Source organism: Pseudomonas sp. XS1P51, assembly GCF_054897845.1.
Genome location: NZ_CM142707.1, coordinates 2,912,089 through 2,930,423 on the forward strand (window position 1 = coordinate 2,912,089; position 18,335 = coordinate 2,930,423).

Sequence of the window (18,335 nt, forward strand, 5' to 3'; positions counted from 1 at the left end):
CACAGGAATAACGCCAAACAATTGTGGGAGCGAGCCGACTCCGGGCGGCGATCCGACGAAGAGGCCATTAAATTCAACATTGATGTCGCCTGTTAAACAGCCTTCGCGAGCAGGCTCGCTCCCACATTTGTCCGATGGTCGACCCAGATCCACTGTTACACCCACAACAAAAACAACAAAAGAGAGCGCGCCATGACCCCCGAAGACATAGAACTCATCCGCCAGCATCCCGATTTCATCCAGCTGGTTCGTCGCAAACAGAATCTGTACTGGTCACTGAGCCTGGCCATGCTGGTCATCTATTACGGCTTCGTGTTGCTGGTCGCGTTTTCCCCCAGCACCCTCGGCCAATCCCTGAGCGGCGGCGTGACCACCGTGGGCATGCTGGTCGGCGTGGTGATCGTGATGCTGGCATTCGCGCTGACCGGTTTCTATGTCTATCGCGCCAACAACGTGATCGATCCGCTCAACGAAAAGCTGAAACAGGAGTGCGCCCGATGAGCCGTCTTCTTGCGTTGTTCCTGCTGCCCCTGGCCTTTGTCGCTGACTTTGCGGCAGCCGCCGACGGCGCGTCCCGCCCGCTGAACTGGAACGCGATCGGCATGTTCCTGGTGTTCGTGCTGTTCACCCTCGGCGTGACACGCTGGGCTGCATTGCGCACCCGCTCCGCCAGCGACTTCTACACCGCGGGCGGCGGCATGACCGGTTTCCAGAACGGCCTGGCGATTGCCGGCGACATGATCTCTGCGGCGTCCTTCCTCGGCATCTCCGCGATGATGTTCCTCAATGGTTATGACGGCTTGCTCTACGCACTGGGTGTGTTGGCAGGCTGGCCGATCATTCTGTTTTTGATCGCCGAACGCCTGCGCAATCTGGGTAAATACACCTTCGCCGATGTGGTGTCCTATCGCCTCGAACAAACCCCGGTGCGCCTGACCTCAGCCTTCGGCACCCTGACCGTGGCGTTGATGTACCTGGTGGCGCAGATGGTCGGCGCCGGCAAGCTGATCGAATTGCTGTTCGGCATCGATTACCTCTACGCGGTGATGCTGGTCGGCGTGTTGATGGTGTTTTACGTGACCTTCGGCGGCATGCTCGCCACCACGTGGGTGCAGATCATCAAGGCTGTGATGCTGCTATTCGGCACCACGTTCATGGCGTTCATGGTGCTCAAGCATTTCGGCTTCAGCACCGAAGCGATGTTCGCCGGCGCCACCGCTGTGCACGCCAAGGGCAACGCAATCATGGCCCCCGGTGGTTTGCTGTCGAACCCCATCGATGCGATCTCGCTCGGGCTGGGCATGATGTTCGGCACCGCCGGCCTGCCACATATCCTGATGCGCTTCTTCACCGTCAGCGATGCCAAGGAAGCGCGTAAAAGCGTGTTCTACGCCACCGGTTTTATCGGCTACTTCTACTTGCTGCTGATCATCGTCGGTTTCGGCGCGATCGTCATGGTCGGCACCGACCCGACATTCCGCGACGCCAACGGCGCGATCATCGGCGGCGGCAACATGATCGCCGTGCACCTCGCACAAGCCGTCGGCGGCAACCTGTTCCTCGGCTTCATCTCGGCGGTCGCCTTCGCCACCATTCTGGCGGTGGTTGCGGGATTGGCGTTGTCCGGTGCTTCGGCGGTGTCCCACGACCTGTATGCCTGCGTGATGCGCAAGGGTCAGGCCACCGAGCAGCAGGAAATCCGCGTGTCGCGCATTGCCACGCTGTGCATCGGCGTCCTGGCAATCATCCTGGGTCTGTTGTTCGAATCGCAGAACATTGCGTTCCTGTCCGGCCTGGTACTGGCCATCGCCGCGTCGGTGAATTTCCCGGTGCTGTTCCTCTCGATGTACTGGAAAGGCCTCACCACCCGTGGCGCAGTGACCGGCAGCCTGGCGGGGCTGATCTCAGCGATTGTCCTGCTGATCCTGAGCCCGGCGGTGTGGGTCAACGTGCTGCATCACGACAAGGCGCTGTTCCCCTACTCCAACCCGGCGCTGTTTTCCATGAGCCTGGCCTTCTTGAGCGCCTGGGTGTTTTCCGTCACCGACACCTCACCCCGTGCAGCCCTTGAGCGTGGCCGTTATCTGGCGCAGTTCATCCGCTCGATGACCGGCATCGGTGCCTCCGGCGCCAGCAAGCACTAAACAACAATCGATCTGATGGCAGGGAATAAAAATAATGAAGCCCGCGCGTACCGCACCCTATGAATCACTGTTTTCGTTAGCCGCCGCATTGACTCTGCCCATGGTCGCCCCCAGCGCCATGGCCGACTTCATCGACGACAGCAAGGCCCGCATTGAAATGCGCAACCACTACATCAATCGCGATTTCCGTCAGGACAACGCGCCACAATCCAAGGCTGAAGAATGGGCCCAAGGATTCACTGCGCGCATCGAGTCCGGGTTCACCGACGGGACATTCGGCTTCGGTCTCGACGCGCTGGGGGAGCTGGGGCTGAAACTCGACTCCAACCCGGATCGCCGAGGCACCGGGCTGCTGCCCTTTGGCCCGAACAGCCACGAGCCTGCGGACGAGTTCAGCGAACTGGGGCTGACCGGCAAGCTGCGGGTATCGAAAAGCGTGTTGAAGCTCGGCACCCTGCAACCCTTGTTGCCGGTAGCGACCTACAACGACACCCGTCTGCTGGGTTCGACCTTTGAGGGCGGCTTGCTGACCAGCCAGGAAATCAGTGGCCTGACGGTGAATACCGGGCGCCTGACCAAGGCCAACCTGCGGGACTCCTCCAGCAACGATGACATCGGCTACGGCGCCGCCAGCAGCGATCACTTCGACTTTGCTGGCGGCACCTACACCTTCAGTCCGCAACTGAACCTGAGCTACTACTACGGCAAGCTCGATCAGATTTATCGCCAGCAGTTCGTCGGGCTGGTGCACACCCAGCCCTTGGGCAACGGTTTCAACCTGCGCAGCGACCTGCGCTATTTCGACAGCCGGGGCGACGGTGCCGAACGCGCCGGGCGTATCGACAACCGCAACTTCAACAGCATGTTCACCGTGTCCCACGGTGCCCACAAAGTCAGTGCCACGTACCAGCAGTTGTCCGGCGACAGTGCGTTTCCGTTCCTCAACGGCGGTGACCCGTACGTGGTCAACCTGGTGACCTACAACACCTACACCCGCGCCGACGAGGACTCCTGGCAGCTGCGTTACGACTATGACTTCGCGGCGCAAGGCATCCCCGGCCTGACCTTCATGACGCGCTACACCGACGGCCGCCACGTCAAGGCCGGCAGTGTCGACAACGGCCGCGAGCGGGAGCGCGACACCGACATCAGTTACGTCATCCAGAGCGGTGTGTTCAAGGACGTCAGCCTGCGCTGGCGCAACGTGACCTTCCGTTCCGGCAATGGCTTGAACACCGCCATCGATGAAAACCGGCTGATCGTCGGCTACACCGTGGCGCTCTGGTAATCCCTGAAGGGCGCGGTTGCGGCCGCGCCTGACCTTTTTCATAACCCGGAGGAATCGTGATGCCTCACGCCCCTACCCTGCAAAGTTTCATCGCCGGTCGCTGGATCGGCCAACACGGCGCCCAGGTGCTGCGCAGCGCCATCGACGGCCATGAGATTGCACGCACCCACGAAGAGCGTCCGGACTTCGCCGAAGCCGTCGAGCACGGTCGCCGCCAGGGCGTCAGCGGGCTGATGGCGCTGGACTTCCAGCAACGGGCCCAGCGTCTCAAGGCACTGGCCTTGTACCTCAGCGAACGCAAGGAACAGCTCTACGCGATTTCGCACCACAGCGGCGCCACCCGCGCCGACAGTTGGATCGACATCGAAGGCGGCAACAGCACGCTGTTCACCTACGCCAGCCTCGGCTCGCGGGAACTGCCGTCGGGCAACATCGTTCACGAAGGCCCGGCGATGCAACTGAGCAAACTGGGCACCTTCGCCGGCACGCACATTCTGGTGCCCCGTGGTGGCCTGGCCGTGCACATCAACGCCTTCAACTTCCCGATCTGGGGCATGCTGGAAAAGTTCGCGCCGAGCTTTCTCGCCGGCATGCCGTGCATCGTCAAACCGGCCAGCGCCACCAGCTACCTGACCGAAGCCGTGGTGCGGCTGATGGACGAATCCGGTTTGCTGCCGGCGGGCAGTCTGCAATTGATCATCGGCAGCACCGGTGACCTGCTGGATCGCCTGCAAGGCCAGGACGTAGTGACGTTCACCGGTTCCGCCGACACCGCGGCCAAGCTGCGGGTCAACCCGAATCTGATCCGCAACTCGGTGCCGTTCAACGCCGAAGCCGACTCGCTGAACTGCGCGATCCTCGCCCCGGACGTCACGCCGGACGATGAAGAGTTCGAACTGTTCATCAAAGAAGTCGCCCGGGAAATGACCACCAAGGCCGGGCAGAAATGCACCGCCATTCGCCGTGCCATCGTGCCGGCCAAACACATCGATGCGGTCGCCACCCGTTTGCGTGATCGCCTCAAGAAAGTCGTGGTCGGCGACCCGTCGGTGGAAGGCGTGCGCATGGGTGCGCTGGCCTCCCACGATCAGCAAAAAGACGTCGCCGAGCGTCTGGAAAGCCTGTTGCAGAGCAGCGACATGCTGTTCGGCGCCCGCGACGGTTTCGAGCCACGCGGCGAAAACGTCAGCCAGGGTGCGTTCTTCGCGCCAACCCTGTTGCAATCCCGCGACCCGCACGCCGAAGGCGGCGCCCACGACATCGAAGCGTTCGGCCCGGTCAGCACCCTGATGGCCTACGACGATCTGGACGAAGCACTGGTTCTGGCGGCTCGCGGCAAAGGCAGCCTGGTGGCCAGTTTGATCACCAAGGACCCACAGATCGCGGCCAAGGCCATCCCGGTCGCCGCTGCCTGGCACGGTCGCTTGCTGGTGCTGGACCGCGAATCCGCCGCCGAATCCACCGGCCACGGCTCGCCCCTGCCACAACTCAAACACGGTGGCCCGGGTCGTGCCGGCGGCGGTGAGGAACTCGGTGGTTTGCGTGCGGTGAAACACTACCTGCAACGGGCGGCAGTGCAAGGCTCACCGACCATGCTGGCAGCGGTCACCGGCGAATACGTGCGCGGCGCCAAGGTCATCGAAACCGAAGTGCATCCGTTCCGCCGCTTCTTCCAGGATTTGCAGATCGGCGAATCGTTGCTGACCCACCGTCGCACCGTGACCGAGGCTGACCTGGTGAACTTCGGTTGCCTGTCCGGCGATCATTTCTACATGCACTTCGACGACATCGCCGCCAAGGAATCGCAATTCGGCAAACGCATCGCCCACGGTTACTTCGTGCTGTCGGCAGCGGCCGGTCTGTTCGTCTCGCCAGCACCCGGCCCGGTCCTGGCCAACTACGGCCTCGATACCTTGCGCTTCATCAACCCGGTCGGCATCGGCGACACCATCCAGGCGCGCCTGACCTGCAAACGCAAAATCGATCAGGGCAAAAAGAGCCCGCAGGGCATCCCGCAAGGCGTGGTGGCGTGGGACGTGGAAGTCACTAATCAGTTGGGCGAGCTGGTCGCCAGTTACGACATCCTGACCCTGGTGGTAAAGCGCGAGGACTGACCCGCATCAAAAAAAGACGGGTAGACGAGATGCGGCTCGCCTACCCGTCCAAGGCGGGAACTTTCAATACAATTCTTTATGCACGCGGTTCGTGGCCGACAGTTCTGCGACGAACCTTTGTGCGTCTTCTTCGGTGAGCTGGCCGAAAGTCATGGCGACCGTCAGCAGCGCCTGATCGATGGCCCGCTCCAAGTGACTTTTGTTGCCGCACAAATAAATGTGCGCGCCTTGGCCGAGCAGTGCCCACAGATAGGCGCCGTGTTCGAGCATCGCGTCCTGCACGTAGTAGCGGGTTTCAGCGTCCCGGGAGAACGCGGTGATCAGCCGATCCAGCACGCCATTGTGTTGCCAGGCTTCGAGGCGCGACTGGTAGAGGAAGTCCGATGCCCGGCGACGATCGCCAAAGACCAGGCAGGTTTTCGCGGGACTGCTTTGCTGCTCGATCTGTTCCAGCAACGCAATCAATGGCGCAACGCCGGTGCCCGTGCCGATCAGCAACACCGGATGATCGACCTGCCGCGGCAAGTGGAAACGCGGATTGCTGCGCGCAAACACCTGAACCTGAGGCTGCTTCCCCGCCAGACAGCCCGTCGCGGTGCCTGTGCGCGGACGATCCGCCAGCTCATATGCGACTTCACGTATGCACAGGTCCACGTAGCCGGGATTGTCGTGAGAGGCAATGGAATACGCCCGGGGCAAACAGTCGGGCAACCACTCGGTCAACTCCTCCAGACTCAGTTGCCCGGGCTCACAAAAATCGCCGAGCACATCGAGGATGTCCTTGCCGTACAGATAGGCTTCAAGTTCTTTGCGGTTGCTGACCTTCAACAGGCTTTTCAAGGTGTCGTGCTGACCGACCCTGGCGATCTCGCGCAACAGGGATTTACCCAGTTGTCGCAGTTCCTTGGTGGCCAACAGCGTGTGGGCATCGTCCCGACCGAACCACTGGCCGATCTGCGTTAGCAGCTGCGGATCATTTTGCGCCAGGACGTAGAGGTTGTCCCCGGCGCGGTATTTGATGCCGCTGCCCTCGATGTCGAGGCGGATCTGCCAGGCGTGAGGCGCGGTTGCATTGAGTCGCGTGCGAGAGATAACCCGCGCGGGCCACGCCGCATTTTCCCCATAGGCCGTCACTTGCAATTGCAAGGTGGTGCCGGCACGACGGTCGCCCTTCAGCACCGCGTCGAGGATGGCGCACCAGGTGTCGAAAAAACCTTCGAAATCGGTGTCTGCGTCCACGCGATTGATCCACGGTTGCGCGTGTTTTTGCAGCAGGGTTGCGTCCAGGTCTTTGGTGAAGCCGCAGAAGGTCGGGTAGGCCGTGTCGCCCAGGCCGAAGATCGCGTAGCGCAGACCGGCCAGGCTGTCGTGCGATTTGAGTTGATCCATGAAGCGATCAGCATTGGCCGGCGGTTCGCCGTCACCGAACGAGCTGCAAACGATGATCAACAGATCCCGCGCGGTCAGCGCGTCAAGTTCAAGGTTGTTGAGATCCTGCACGGTCAATTCATACGGCTGCACACAAGGCAGACGCAACAACCGTTGCGTCAGCCCATGGGCATTGCCGGACTCAGAGCCATAACCGATCACGATGCGTTCGATTAACCCTGGCATGGCCGCTTACCTGTCGTAGTGGTCGTCGAATTGCTCCTTGGAAAACTCCAGTGCTTCGAAGTCACTCATCAGGTCGTTGATCACGCGGCGGATGCTGATGTATTCGACAATGTTGCCCTGCTCGTCGAAGAGCGGCTGAACCGTGGTATCGACCACGTACAGGCCACCGCCCTTGCCGACGTTGGGGATCACGCCAGTCCAGATTTCACCTTTCTTGATGGTGTCCCACATTTGCTTGTAAGTGCTCTTGGGCACGGAAGCATGGCGGACGATGCTGTGGGGTTGTCCCAGCAACTCTTCCTTGTTGTAGCCCGTCAGCTTGCAGAACAGGTCGTTGACGTAGGTGATATTGCCTTGCAGGTCAGTGGTGGAAATCACCATGACGTTTTCCAGTGCGTTCAAGACTTTGGTGTTGATGGCTTGCATTGTGTTGCCTCTTGAGGATTAAAAATTTGCACGTCGGCGAGCGTCGACTCAGCTGTCCCGAGCCACCAGGCGTGGGCCTTTGCGAGTGACCTGCTGGCCCACTTCGAAGCGGGCATTGGGCGAGCGCACGGTACTGATGTCGCCTTCGGCATCCTTCACTTCGTAGGCGGTTTCCGTGAGGCCGGCCGCTTCCTGTACCGAGCTGCCGGCAAAGAATCCGGCGCCAGCGCCGATCAGCGCGCCCACTGGGCCACCCACTGCGCCGACCATCAGGCCGGTCAGGGCACCGAAGCCTTTGCCAGCGGTGGTATCGGGAACCTCGCGGACCACTTGATCGGCCATGCAAAGTGGAGAGAACAACAGACAGAGGGTAAAGCCGAGGGGAATGGAGCGCGTCATGACGATTTCCTGCTTCGGTTGGTTTGCCCTAACTATTTCACGAAGCGTGCCAAAAATTAAAACTAATAAATTCATTAACTTACAAAAATTGATAGTCGCAATGACAACTTAGAATAAGAGTCATTACGACAACAACATAGTCTTAATGACACTATCAGGCTTTTCGTTTCGCCGTTTAGGATCAAAAGATCGCAGCCTTCGGCAGCTCCTACATTGACCGAGTACATCCGCAATATTGCGTCGTATGCATACCCGTAGGAGCTGCCGCAGGCTGCGATCTTTTCGCCTCGCACTCCGCACCGGCGTCATTTCACCTTGATGTTTTTACCGGGCAACTGGTCGCTTTACGTCAATCCCGCCCCCGCCCCACCCCCTAGATTAGGTCTCAGAACACCTCGCCGTGCCGTGCGGCCAGTCACTGTGGAGATCACCCCATGCAAAACTTCCAAACCCGCAAACAGCAAAGCCCCGTAGAGGGTTGGGACCATCAGGACCCGGAAGAAGCCTTCACCCTGCCTTCGCGCTATTTTTTCGACGAGAGCCTGTTCAAGGCCGAGCGCGACAACATTTTCATGCACGCCTGGCACGTGGCCGGGCACGTCAGTGAGTTCGCCGAGCCGGGTCAGTACGTGGTCACGGATCTGTTCGACCAGAGCGTGGTGGTGGCGAAGAATCGTCAGGGGCAGATCCATGCCTTCCACAACGTTTGCCAGCATCGCGGCAATCGCCTGCTCGAAGAGCGTCGCGGCACCACCGGCGGCGTGGTGCGTTGCGCCTATCACTCGTGGTGCTACGAAATGGACGGCAGCCTGCGCAGCGCGCCGCGTTGCGAGAAGATGAAAAACTTCGAGTTGCAGCAGTTCAACATTCCGCAGATCCGCACCGAAGAGCTGGGCGGGTTTGTCTATTTCAACCTCGACCCGGCCGCGCCGTCGCTGCGCGACCTGTTCCCCGGTGCCGATGAGGAGATGCGCCGCGTCTTCCCGCACCTCGACAACATGCGCCTGATCGAGGAACAGGACGTGATCGTGCCGGCCAACTGGAAGGTGATCATGGACAACTCCATCGAGGGCTATCACTTCAAGTTGTCCGGACCGTGCCATATCGACCTGGCCAAACTCATCGACTTCAAGGGCTATCAGTTGACCAAACGCGACAACTGGTGGACCTACGTCGCCCCGGCCAACCTCTCGGTGACCGAGGCTTATGGTGTGCCGTTGAAAAGCGAACTGAACCCGGACGAATGTTTTTTCAACATCGGCATGTGGCCGAACAACACCTTCTATACCTTCCCGTTCTCGGAGTTTCTCGGCTCGTTCATCATGATCCCGCTGGATGCCGAACGTTCGTTGCTGCGCTTCGGTTACTACACCAACAACACTGAGACCGCTGCCGTTTCCGAGTCCTGCATGAAGTGGATGAACGAGGACCTGGGGCCGGAAGACATCGCCTTGAATATCTCGGTGCAGAAAGGCCTGCATTCGCTGGGTTACGACCAGGGCCGCTACATGATCGACGCCCAGCGCAGCAATGAAAGCGAGCACCTGGTGCATCACTTCCATCGTCTGGTGTTCAACGGGATTCACGGGCCGTCCGCCGTCTGAACCCTTCAGTCAGACGCAGCCCAAGGTGGGAGCGAGCCTGCTCGCGAAGAGGCCATTAAATTCAACATTGATGTCGCCTGTTAAACAGCCTTCGCGAGCAGGCTCGCTCCCACAGGTTTCGCATCGTCCCTGACTGACATTGTTTGTTCATGCAGCACTTTTTGATGGAGCACCACGAACCATGACCGATCATGAGTTTGATTACCTGATTGTGGGCGCAGGATCTGCGGGCTGCGTGCTGGCCAACCGCTTGGGCGAAGACTCAGGCGTGCAGATCCTGGTGCTGGAAGCGGGCCCGGCGGACAAGAGCTGGACCATCGACATGCCGTCCGCAGTGGGGATCGTGGTCAGCGGCACGCGCTACAACTGGAGCTACACCTCCGAACCGGAACCGTACCTGGATGGACGCAGGATCGGCACGCCTCGCGGCCGGACGCTGGGTGGTTCGTCGTCGATCAACGGCATGGTTTACATCCGTGGCCATGCCCGGGATTACGACGCGTGGGCCGAACAAGGCTGTGACGGCTGGAGTTATCAGGAGGTGCTGCCGTACTTCAAGCGCGCACAAAACCATGCCGACGGCGAGGACGATTACCGAGGGGCGACGGGGCATCTGCACGTCACGCCCGGCGATGTGCGAACACCGCTGTGTGCGGCGTTTCTCGCGGCGGGTGCCGAGGCGGGATATGGCATCAGCAGCGACTTGAATGGCTATCGTCAGGAAGCGTTCGGGCCGGTGGATCGCACCACCCGCGCCGGGCGTCGCTGGAGCACGTCGCGGGGTTATCTCAGCGAAGCGTTGGCGCGAGGTAATGTCCGCGTCGCAACAGATGCGCTGGCGTTGCGCATTTTGTTCGACGGCAATCGTGCCATGGGAATCGAGTACGAACAGAACGGTGAGACCCATCAGGTTCACGCCCGACGCGAAGTGCTGCTGACGGCCGGAGCAATCAATTCGCCGCAGTTGTTGTTGCTGTCGGGGATCGGTCCGGCGGCGGAACTGCGGGATCTGGGGGTCAAGGTTGTTCACGATTTACCGGGGGTCGGCCGACGACTCAACGATCACCCGGACACCGTCGTGCAGTACCTGTGCAAGAAACCGGTGTCGCTTTACCCCTGGACCACCGCTCCAGGCAAATGGTGGATCGGCGCACGCTGGTTCGCCACCCACGACGGGCTGGCAGCGAGCAACCATTTCGAGGCCGGAGCGTTCATCCGTTCCCGGGCCGGGGTCGAGCATCCCGACCTGCAACTGACCTTCATGCCGCTGGCGGTGAAACCCGGCAGCGTCGATCTGGTGCCGGGGCACGCGTTCCAGATCCACATCGACCTGATGCGCCCCACCAGCCTGGGCAGCGTGACCCTGAACAGCGCCGACCCTCGACAGCCGCCGCGCATCCTGTTCAATTACCTGAAAACCGAGCAGGATCGAGCCGACATGCGTGCCGGCGCGCGGCTGGTGCGCGAGATCATCGAGCAACCGGCCATGGCGGCGTTCAAGGGTGAAGAATTGGTCCCCGGCCCCCATGCCCAGAGCGACGCAGCACTGGATGCGTGGGCCAGGCAGGTCACGGAAACCGGCTACCATGCCAGCGGCACCTGCAAGATGGGGCCGGTGGGCGACCCGGAAGCGGTGGTCGATCCGCAGCTGCGCGTGCATGGCCTCGACGGCTTGCGGGTGGTGGACGCCTCGATCATGCCGGTGATCGTCAGCGGCAACACCAACGCACCCACGGTGATGATTGCAGAAAAGGCCAGCGACATGATTCGCGGCATGAAACCACTGCCGGGCAGCGATGCACCGGTGTGGCGTCATCCGCAGTGGCAGACACGGCAACGATAGAGATGACTCATGAGCAATCAACCGTCTGACAGCGCTACGCCGCTGGAAACCCGCTTCACCTGGCGGCGCGGCGATGTCGCGCCGTTGCGGGTGGCGGTGCTGTTGCTGCCGTCGTTTTCCAACTTTGGCCTGGCCGCCGTGCTGGAACCATTGGCCATCGCCAACTGGCTGTCCCAACGCGAGCTATTCCAGTGGTCGCTGCTGTCCCTGGACGGTGAACCCGTGCAGGCCAGCAATGGCCTGAACACCGTGGCCAACGACGGGCTACGCGCCGATCAGGGTTTCGATGTGTGCCTGGTGATCGCCAGTTTTGATGTACACAAACACAGCCGCAACCTGGCGCTCAAGAGCTGGCTGCGCAAACAGGCGCTGTTCGGCGCCGTGTTGGCGGGCGTGGAAACCGGCACGGAATTGCTCGCGGCGGCCGGCGTACTCGACGGTTACGAAGCCGCGGTGCATTGGGACAATCTTCAGGGCTTTCAGGAGAGTTATCCGCGCGTCCACGCCAAGCCGCAGCTCTACACGCTTGAGCGTCAACGCATGACCTGCGCCGGTGCAACGACGACGCTGGACATGCTGCTCGGCTGGATCGGCCAGAGCATCGACAGCGAACTGGCGCGGGAAATCGGCATGCACCTGTTGATGGGCCATGTGCGTGCACCGGCGGACAATCAACTCGACGGAGGCCTGACCAACACCGGGATGTACGGCAGCAAAATTCGCCGTGCGGTGCAGTTGATGGAGCAGGCGCTGGAAGAACCGCTGGATTGTGAAGCGATTGCCGGCCAGGTCGGTCTCTCGCGGCGGCAACTGGAGCGGCAATTCAAGCATCAGACCGGCCTGTCACCGCTCAAGTACTACATCACGTTGCGCCTGGCGAAGGCCCACAGTTTGCTGCAACAGACGCGCTTGAGTGTGGCGCAAGTGGCGGCGTGTTCGGGGTTCGGCTCGCTCGAGCATTTTTCCCGCACCTACCGCGCCCGTTTCGGTTGCCCGCCCAGTGAAGACCGCAGCCAGGTCTGGACCGCCCCGGTGATGCGCCAGCCATTGCGCAAGGAGCACCGGCCGACCGGGGCGGATTGAGTTCACAGCCGATAGCCCGCCTCTTCCTCATCCAGAATGCCCATCAACGCGTTGAAATGCTTGTCGGCAAAACCCGGATAGTCGAGCCATTGCCGGCAAGTCTTGCGGGCGATGTCATCACTGGCGATGCGCAACTCGCGACCGGTCGAGAGCGCGGTGATGTAGGTTTCGCAGGCGCGTTCGAAGTAGTACAGATCATCGAACGCCTGAGCGATGGTCGGCGCTGCAACCAGCAGGCCATGGTTACCCATCAGCAGAATCGGTTTGTCTGCCAGCAGATGGCTGACCCGCTCGGCCTCGTCCCCCAGGCCCATGCCGTCGAACCCGTCGTCGATGGCCACGCGCTCGAAAAAGCGCATCGAATTTTGCTCGATCGGCGGCAGCCGTGAATCCGTCAGGCAGGCCAGCGCTGTCGCGTATTTCGAATGCGCGTGCAGGATGCAGCGGGCGTGCGGTTGATTGCGATGCAAGGCGCTGTGCAATGCCCACGCGGTGATGTCCGGCGCGTCCGGGCGATCGAGGCTCGCCGGATCATCGGCATTCACCAGCAGCAGGTCGCTGGCCTTGATCCTGGAGAAATGCTTGCCATACGGGTTGATCAAAAACTCCCGGCCGTCCCCCGACACCGCCACGCTGAAGTGATTGGCAATGGACTCGTGCAGGTTCAGCCGCGCGGCCCAGCGAAAAGCGCAGGCCAGGCGGATTCTCAGTTGCTCGACAGCTTGATTCATCACGTCCCCTCTCGGTTCGTTTGGCGGTTGTTTGCCAGTGTAGAGAGACGCCGTGCCCGCACTTGACGGGAAACGACATGGGTTGCCGTTATTTCGCGGCGTGGCGGCCGTGGAAAAACGGCGTGGTTATGCCGCGTTTGATCAAGAGCAGCGTTGCCGACACCGCCATAGTCAGCGCCACGACCCACTTGGCTGGAGACGCACATGCTGCAGATTCCGTTGTTCATCTCAGGTAGTTGGCAGGCGCCGCAAGCGGCGCATTTTCGGGAGGTGATCAACCCCGCGACCGAAGAGGTATTGGCGCACGTGGCGGTGGCCGGGCCTGCTGATGCGCAGCGTGCGATCAGTGCCGCGCGCGAGGCATTCGACGCCGGGCCGTGGCCGACGATGGCGGTGACCGAGCGTGCGCAATTGATGCAGCGGATCGCCCGTTTGATCGAACTGGATGCTGAAAACCTCGCCCGCCTGGAAACCCTCAACGCCGGAAAAACCCTGGGCGAAAGCCTCGGTGACGTGGGTAATGTGGTCGCGACCTTCCGTTATTACGCCGCGCTGCTGGAAACCGAAAGCGCCAGCGTCAACAGCCATGCGCCCGCCCATGTCATCAGCTTCAACCAGCGCGAACCGGTGGGCGTGTGTGCCTTGATCGCGCCGTGGAATTACCCATTGCTGCAAGCCGTATGGAAGATCGCCCCGGCCCTGGCTGCCGGCAACACAGTGGTGTTCAAGCCCAGCAGCCTGACGCCAATGACGGCTCATCGTCTGACTGAACTGCTGGCTGAAGCCGGTTTGCCCGACGGCGTGTTCAACCTGCTCTGCGGCCCGGGTGACGTCGGAGAATTGCTCGCTGCCAGCGATGAAGTGGACCTGGTGTCGCTGACCGGTGGCGCCGGTGCAGGCGGTAAGGTGATGCGCGCGGCCACGGGCAATTTCAAGCGTGTGGCGCTGGAGTTGGGCGGGAAAAATCCGAACATCGTGTTCGCCGATGCCAACTTCGAAGTGGCGCTGGATCAGGCACCGAACGCGGTGTTTTTCAATGCCGGGCAGATTTGTTCTGCCGGCTCTCGACTGTTGGTCGAGGACGGGATTCACGACCGATTTGTTGAAGCCTTGCAGCAACGCATCCTGAACATTCGGCTGGGCGATGGCCTCGACCCATCGACGCAAATGGGCCCGCTGATTTCTGCCGGCCAGCGCGACCAGATCCTCACCATGATTGCCGGCGCCCTCGAACAAGGCGCGACGTTGCTGGCGGGCGGCACGATTCCCGAGCAGTTCGAACGCGGTTTCTGGTTGCGCCCGGCCTTGTTGGGCAACGTCACGGCCGACATGCGCATCGCCCGGGAAGAAATCTTCGGCCCGGTGATCACCGTCGAGCGTTTCAGCGGTGAAGCCCAGGCACTGCGACTGACCAACGACACACCTTACGGTCTGGCTGCTGGCGTCTGGACCCAGGACATCGGCAAGGCGTATCGCATGGCCAAACGGCTGCGGGTCGGCACCTTGTGGATCAACGACTACAACGCCGCGTTCCCGCAAGCGCCGTGGGGCGGCTACAAGTCCAGCGGTATCGGTCGCGAACTGTCCCGGGCCGGGCTGGATGAGTTCACTGAGCTCAAGCACATCTACCTCAACACCGAACCGGCGCCGTTGAACTGGTTCGGGGTTAGTTAAGGGAAAGGGTCAACGAGCCCCTTCGCCACAGGCAGGTTTTGCTGCACCTCTAACAACAAGAAAACCAAACAACCCAAACCGCTGCCGACGTTTACCTTTGAGGAGTTGATCCATGAAAGTCTTGCTCTTGCTCGCATCCCTCAGCCTGCCGTTGCTCGCCCAGGCAGCGGAACCGGAATCCTGCGCCACGGTGCGGTTTTCCGACGTCGGCTGGACCGACATCACCGTCACCACAGCCATCGCCAGCGAAGTGCTGGAATCCCTTGGCTACAAAACCAAAACCACCCTGCTGTCGATTCCCGTGACCTATCGCGCGCTGTCCTCAGGCAAAGAACTCGATGTGTTCCTCGGCAACTGGATGCCCACCACCGAAAACGACATCAAGCCCTACCGCGACGCCGGCACCGTGGAAACCGTGCGCGCCAACCTGCACGGCGCCAAATACACCCTGGCGGTGCCCGACTACGTCTACGACGCCGGGCTGCATGACTTTGCCGACATCGCCAGATTCAAGGACAAACTCAACGGCCAGCTCTACGGCATCGAACCGGGCAACGACGGCAACCGGCTGATCCAGAGCATGATCGACAAGGACGCCTTCGGCCTCAAGGATTTCAAAATCGTCGAATCCAGCGAAGCCGCCATGCTCTCGCAACTCAAACGCGCCACCCGCAAAAACGAATGGATGGTGTTCCTCGGCTGGGAACCGCATCCGATGAATACCCGCAACAAAATGAAGTACCTCAGCGGCGGCGACGACTACTTCGGGCCGAACTTCGGCCAGGCCACGGTCTACACCAACGTGCGCAAGGACTACCTCAAGGAATGCAGCAACGTCGGCAAATTGCTGCAGAACATGGAGTTCACGTTGGCCATGGAAAACCAGTTGATGGATGCGGTACTGAATCAGAACCAGAAACCGCGAGCGGCGGCCAAGGCGTGGTTGAAGGCCAATCCGGCGGTGCTGGAGGCGTGGTTGGCGGGGGTGAGCAGTCGGGATGGAAAGGATGGGTTGGTGGTGGCCAGTTCTCGATTGGCACCTTGATAGCAGCGGGAGGGTATTAACGTGCCTGCCCTTTCAAAGGCAGGCACTTTTCACGCTCGGACGATCTTTATCACAGCGCTCTAAGCATATGCTGGATGGCCTTGTGACTCGACTTTGGAGCGTCGGTAAAGAAGTCCGCGATACGTGCTGCAAACTTTTGAGAGTTCTCGAAGGATTCATTCATTGTCAAAGCAGTGTCGTTGATAGACACCATGACAAAAGCACATTGACCGTTGCCTATAAAACCAATGGATGCGCGATCAACACCATGATTCAAAATAATCAAAAATGAATTTTTGGTAATCGGACACTTTTCAACTTCCCACTCTGGAGGCTCGTCCTCATGAAAAACCTGAGCAAGCCGGGATAAAAACGAAGCCCGACGCGTTGCTTCCCCCTGCAGTCGCTGTTTGGCCAGAACCAATACTTGACTCCAGGTCAACATCAAAAGAAACCTGTTTAGGGCATTCGTCGCACTCACTGGCCGACTCATTGAGTACATATGGCAACTCGGAAGTCGCGCAAGAGCCATAAGAAGTAGATCCAACCACTTCTTATTTATATGTACTCAAGAACGTTTTTACAGTTGCCCCGACAGGCCCGGCCATCGGACTTGCATCTTCAGTTCCCGTCGGCGAATCAAAACAAAGGTCATCTGAAACCTGTGATGCTGAACTCCTGTCCACGGGTAAACCGTCATTTACCCAGCGGGTAGCTGAACGCTCAGGGTGATCTTCTTCAAACTGCTCCAGTAATGAAACGAGCCGATCTCGTTGAATCGGGTCGGCCATGATTTCAGGGATCAACGCCGCTGAAGCGTCGTAACCACTTTGAGTATCCAGATCGGCACTGAACCCCTTCAGTTCGCGAAGCGCGTGGGCAAGTTCAGTCTTTGAAAGTTGAGGTCTGGCATCTGTCATAAATTTCACTCTACCTTTCGGTATTCAGTAGCGCAAAGCGTAACCGTGACCGCCTATCGCCGAGCATCATATAGCGCAGAAAACGCCTGATGGGCCGCTGTAACGGCATAATTGAACGTCCTTGTATATGAAGATTTCGAAGTTTTGTGATCTTGAGCAATGCTTTACAAAGAGCCACTACCCATGCGTTTCAACATTGCCAGCCAAACTAGCACAGGGTTTTATTTTCCTACATGAATTGTTTGAAGCTACATAGCTTCGCGTCGTTGCCTACAACTGCACCGGAATCGGCTGACCACGGGAACGATCAAACAGCAATGGGTTTGCTTTCTACCGACGCCAGCAGCAACGCCAGCGCACCGCACACCATCAAGGTTTCACCCAACGCCTGCCCCCAGGCTGCAAGCATCAGCCCGCCACCGATCAACAAGTAATACAGCAAACCGAACAACGCACCAGCCGTGCCCAGTCGATCGCCATAATTCGCCAGGGCCGAACCGAGGATGTTCGGAATCGCCATGCCGAACGCCAGTACTACCAGCAGCATCGCCAGTACAAACAAACCGCTTTCCTCCATCAGCCACACGCCACTGGCCCCCACCAATGTTACCGCCCCCGCCAGCTGAATCAGTTGCGAGCTACCGAGTCCTCGACGCAGCAAGCGTTTGTTGAGCCAGGCGCCGAGGCCGGAGCCCAGAGCCAGGATCACACCGCTGTAACCGAACAACTGCGCACTCAAACCCAAACGCTGAAACACGAAAGGACCGAGACTGTAATAGCTGAACAGGGAAATGTTGAATAGCGCCACCAATAGCGTCGAGCGCCAGATTTCGCGGTCCCTCAGCATTGTCCACAGCGTCTCGAAGAGCGCAGGCGTCGTTAAGTTCTGCGGTCGGGTTTCCGGTAGAGCCCGCAGGCACCACAACCACAATCCCAGGGACAGCAGCAACAGGCATCCCGATACACCTCGATAACCGAAGCCTTGCACCAGACTCGTCCCGGTGAACAAGCCAATCGCCGGGCTGGCCGCTAGGGCGATGCCCATTACCGAAAATACTTGCGCCAATTCCGCGCCCTTGAAGCGGTCGCGCAATACGGTTTGCGTGACGACCGAGCCCACCGCCGCACCGAACGCGGCCAGCGCCTGGGTGATCAACAGGGCATTGAATGTGCTGACACTGAGCGCCAGCATCGAAGCACCGGCGTACAACGCCAACCCGGCGAGCATCGAAGGTCGCCGACCGATCCGGTCGCACATCCGGCCCCACACCACCACGCCGAACGCGAAGGCCAGAAAAAACACCGAGAGGGTTTGCGCCGCCTCTTGCGGGCCAACGTCAAACGCCTGACCGATGTCTGCCAGTGCCGGGCTGTAAAGGGTTTGGGCGATCTGCGGAAACATCAGCAAGGCGATTGCCAACACCAACAGGCTTTTGCAATTCATCACGAC

General features: G+C 60.2%; 16 protein-coding genes. 9 read left to right on the forward strand and 7 right to left on the reverse strand.

Features of this window, described 5'->3' with window-relative positions:
• The first annotated feature begins 192 nt into the window (after positions 1 to 192).
• The 4 genes from ACYZUD_RS13595 to paaZ are packed head-to-tail and all read left to right on the forward strand — an operon-like array spanning position 193 to position 5,546.
• Positions 193 to 501, forward strand: a complete 309-nt coding sequence (locus ACYZUD_RS13595) for a DUF485 domain-containing protein (protein WP_462024457.1) — start codon at positions 193 to 195, stop codon at positions 499 to 501.
• A complete protein-coding gene (locus ACYZUD_RS13600) occupies positions 498 to 2,144 on the forward strand; it encodes a cation acetate symporter (RefSeq protein ID WP_462024458.1) in 1,647 nt (548 codons plus the stop codon). Before ACYZUD_RS13595 ends, ACYZUD_RS13600 begins: the two co-directional genes overlap by 4 nt.
• Before the next feature lie 34 nt (positions 2,145 to 2,178).
• The gene (locus ACYZUD_RS13605; RefSeq protein WP_462024459.1) at positions 2,179 to 3,432 is read left to right on the forward strand and encodes an OprD family porin; all 1,254 of its coding nucleotides are present in this window, start codon (positions 2,179 to 2,181) and stop codon (positions 3,430 to 3,432) included.
• A gap of 59 nt (positions 3,433 to 3,491) precedes the next feature.
• Positions 3,492 to 5,546: a phenylacetic acid degradation bifunctional protein PaaZ gene (paaZ, locus tag ACYZUD_RS13610; protein ID WP_462024460.1), complete on the forward strand. Its 2,055-nt coding sequence runs from the start codon at positions 3,492 to 3,494 to the stop codon at positions 5,544 to 5,546.
• Positions 5,547 to 5,609: 63 nt separating this feature from the next.
• Here paaZ and ACYZUD_RS13615 read toward each other — a convergent pair whose 3' ends face one another.
• Genes ACYZUD_RS13615 through ACYZUD_RS13625 form a run of 3 tightly spaced genes read right to left on the reverse strand, consistent with a single transcriptional unit; the run spans position 5,610 to position 7,985 of the window.
• Positions 5,610 to 7,160: a diflavin oxidoreductase gene (locus ACYZUD_RS13615; RefSeq protein WP_462024461.1), complete on the reverse strand. Its 1,551-nt coding sequence runs from the start codon at positions 7,158 to 7,160 to the stop codon at positions 5,610 to 5,612.
• 6 nt (positions 7,161 to 7,166) lie between these two features.
• Positions 7,167 to 7,586 carry a PAS domain-containing protein gene (locus ACYZUD_RS13620; protein WP_462024462.1) on the reverse strand — a complete coding sequence of 140 codons (420 nt, stop codon included), beginning with the start codon at positions 7,584 to 7,586 and terminating at the stop codon, positions 7,167 to 7,169.
• Between the two features lie 48 nt (positions 7,587 to 7,634).
• Complete coding sequence (locus ACYZUD_RS13625; protein ID WP_462024463.1) at positions 7,635 to 7,985, reverse strand: hypothetical protein; 351 nt, start codon at positions 7,983 to 7,985, stop codon at positions 7,635 to 7,637.
• A gap of 434 nt (positions 7,986 to 8,419) precedes the next feature.
• Between ACYZUD_RS13625 and ACYZUD_RS13630 the strand changes: the two genes are divergently transcribed.
• From ACYZUD_RS13630 to ACYZUD_RS13640, 3 genes are all read left to right on the forward strand, one after another.
• Entirely contained in the window at positions 8,420 to 9,589 is a 1,170-nt protein-coding gene (locus ACYZUD_RS13630; protein WP_462024464.1) for an aromatic ring-hydroxylating oxygenase subunit alpha, read from the forward strand.
• Between the two features lie 181 nt (positions 9,590 to 9,770).
• The gene (locus tag ACYZUD_RS13635) at positions 9,771 to 11,432 is read left to right on the forward strand and encodes a choline dehydrogenase (RefSeq protein WP_462024465.1); all 1,662 of its coding nucleotides are present in this window, start codon (positions 9,771 to 9,773) and stop codon (positions 11,430 to 11,432) included.
• A 9-nt stretch (positions 11,433 to 11,441) separates the two neighbouring features.
• Complete coding sequence (locus tag ACYZUD_RS13640; protein WP_462024466.1) at positions 11,442 to 12,515, forward strand: GlxA family transcriptional regulator; 1,074 nt, start codon at positions 11,442 to 11,444, stop codon at positions 12,513 to 12,515.
• 2 nt (positions 12,516 to 12,517) lie between these two features.
• Here ACYZUD_RS13640 and ACYZUD_RS13645 read toward each other — a convergent pair whose 3' ends face one another.
• The gene (locus ACYZUD_RS13645; RefSeq protein WP_462024467.1) at positions 12,518 to 13,246 is read right to left on the reverse strand and encodes a class II aldolase and adducin N-terminal domain-containing protein; all 729 of its coding nucleotides are present in this window, start codon (positions 13,244 to 13,246) and stop codon (positions 12,518 to 12,520) included.
• 204 nt (positions 13,247 to 13,450) lie between these two features.
• Between ACYZUD_RS13645 and ACYZUD_RS13650 the strand changes: the two genes are divergently transcribed.
• Together ACYZUD_RS13650 and ACYZUD_RS13655 are read left to right on the forward strand one after the other, a co-directional pair.
• Complete coding sequence (locus ACYZUD_RS13650) at positions 13,451 to 14,920, forward strand: aldehyde dehydrogenase family protein (RefSeq protein WP_462024468.1); 1,470 nt, start codon at positions 13,451 to 13,453, stop codon at positions 14,918 to 14,920.
• A gap of 112 nt (positions 14,921 to 15,032) precedes the next feature.
• On the forward strand, positions 15,033 to 15,965 hold the full coding sequence (locus ACYZUD_RS13655) for a choline ABC transporter substrate-binding protein (RefSeq protein WP_462024469.1): 933 nt from the start codon (positions 15,033 to 15,035) through the stop codon (positions 15,963 to 15,965).
• A gap of 70 nt (positions 15,966 to 16,035) precedes the next feature.
• On the opposite strand, the gene ACYZUD_RS13660 is transcribed toward ACYZUD_RS13655, so the two are convergent.
• From ACYZUD_RS13660 to ACYZUD_RS13670, 3 genes are all read right to left on the reverse strand, one after another.
• Complete coding sequence (locus ACYZUD_RS13660; RefSeq protein WP_462024470.1) at positions 16,036 to 16,410, reverse strand: hypothetical protein; 375 nt, start codon at positions 16,408 to 16,410, stop codon at positions 16,036 to 16,038.
• A gap of 109 nt (positions 16,411 to 16,519) precedes the next feature.
• Positions 16,520 to 16,885, reverse strand: coding sequence for a hypothetical protein (locus ACYZUD_RS13665; protein WP_462024471.1), 366 nt, complete (start codon positions 16,883 to 16,885; stop codon positions 16,520 to 16,522).
• A gap of 307 nt (positions 16,886 to 17,192) precedes the next feature.
• Positions 17,193 to 18,329, reverse strand: a complete 1,137-nt coding sequence (locus ACYZUD_RS13670; RefSeq protein WP_462024472.1) for an MFS transporter — start codon at positions 18,327 to 18,329, stop codon at positions 17,193 to 17,195.
• Between the last annotated feature and the right edge of the window lie 6 nt (positions 18,330 to 18,335).

Coding starts and splice junctions, on each gene's coding strand:
- ACYZUD_RS13595 (WP_462024457.1), top strand. CDS start 193: ATGACCCCCGAAGACATAGAACTCATCCGCCAGCATCCCGATTTCATC.
- ACYZUD_RS13600 (WP_462024458.1), top strand. CDS start 498: ATGAGCCGTCTTCTTGCGTTGTTCCTGCTGCCCCTGGCCTTTGTCGCT.
- ACYZUD_RS13605 (WP_462024459.1), top strand. CDS start 2,179: ATGAAGCCCGCGCGTACCGCACCCTATGAATCACTGTTTTCGTTAGCC.
- paaZ (WP_462024460.1), top strand. CDS start 3,492: ATGCCTCACGCCCCTACCCTGCAAAGTTTCATCGCCGGTCGCTGGATC.
- ACYZUD_RS13615 (WP_462024461.1), bottom strand. CDS start 7,160: ATGCCAGGGTTAATCGAACGCATCGTGATCGGTTATGGCTCTGAGTCC.
- ACYZUD_RS13620 (WP_462024462.1), bottom strand. CDS start 7,586: ATGCAAGCCATCAACACCAAAGTCTTGAACGCACTGGAAAACGTCATG.
- ACYZUD_RS13625 (WP_462024463.1), bottom strand. CDS start 7,985: ATGACGCGCTCCATTCCCCTCGGCTTTACCCTCTGTCTGTTGTTCTCT.
- ACYZUD_RS13630 (WP_462024464.1), top strand. CDS start 8,420: ATGCAAAACTTCCAAACCCGCAAACAGCAAAGCCCCGTAGAGGGTTGG.
- ACYZUD_RS13635 (WP_462024465.1), top strand. CDS start 9,771: ATGACCGATCATGAGTTTGATTACCTGATTGTGGGCGCAGGATCTGCG.
- ACYZUD_RS13640 (WP_462024466.1), top strand. CDS start 11,442: ATGAGCAATCAACCGTCTGACAGCGCTACGCCGCTGGAAACCCGCTTC.
- ACYZUD_RS13645 (WP_462024467.1), bottom strand. CDS start 13,246: ATGAATCAAGCTGTCGAGCAACTGAGAATCCGCCTGGCCTGCGCTTTT.
- ACYZUD_RS13650 (WP_462024468.1), top strand. CDS start 13,451: ATGCTGCAGATTCCGTTGTTCATCTCAGGTAGTTGGCAGGCGCCGCAA.
- ACYZUD_RS13655 (WP_462024469.1), top strand. CDS start 15,033: ATGAAAGTCTTGCTCTTGCTCGCATCCCTCAGCCTGCCGTTGCTCGCC.
- ACYZUD_RS13660 (WP_462024470.1), bottom strand. CDS start 16,410: ATGTTGACCTGGAGTCAAGTATTGGTTCTGGCCAAACAGCGACTGCAG.
- ACYZUD_RS13665 (WP_462024471.1), bottom strand. CDS start 16,885: ATGACAGATGCCAGACCTCAACTTTCAAAGACTGAACTTGCCCACGCG.
- ACYZUD_RS13670 (WP_462024472.1), bottom strand. CDS start 18,329: ATGAATTGCAAAAGCCTGTTGGTGTTGGCAATCGCCTTGCTGATGTTT.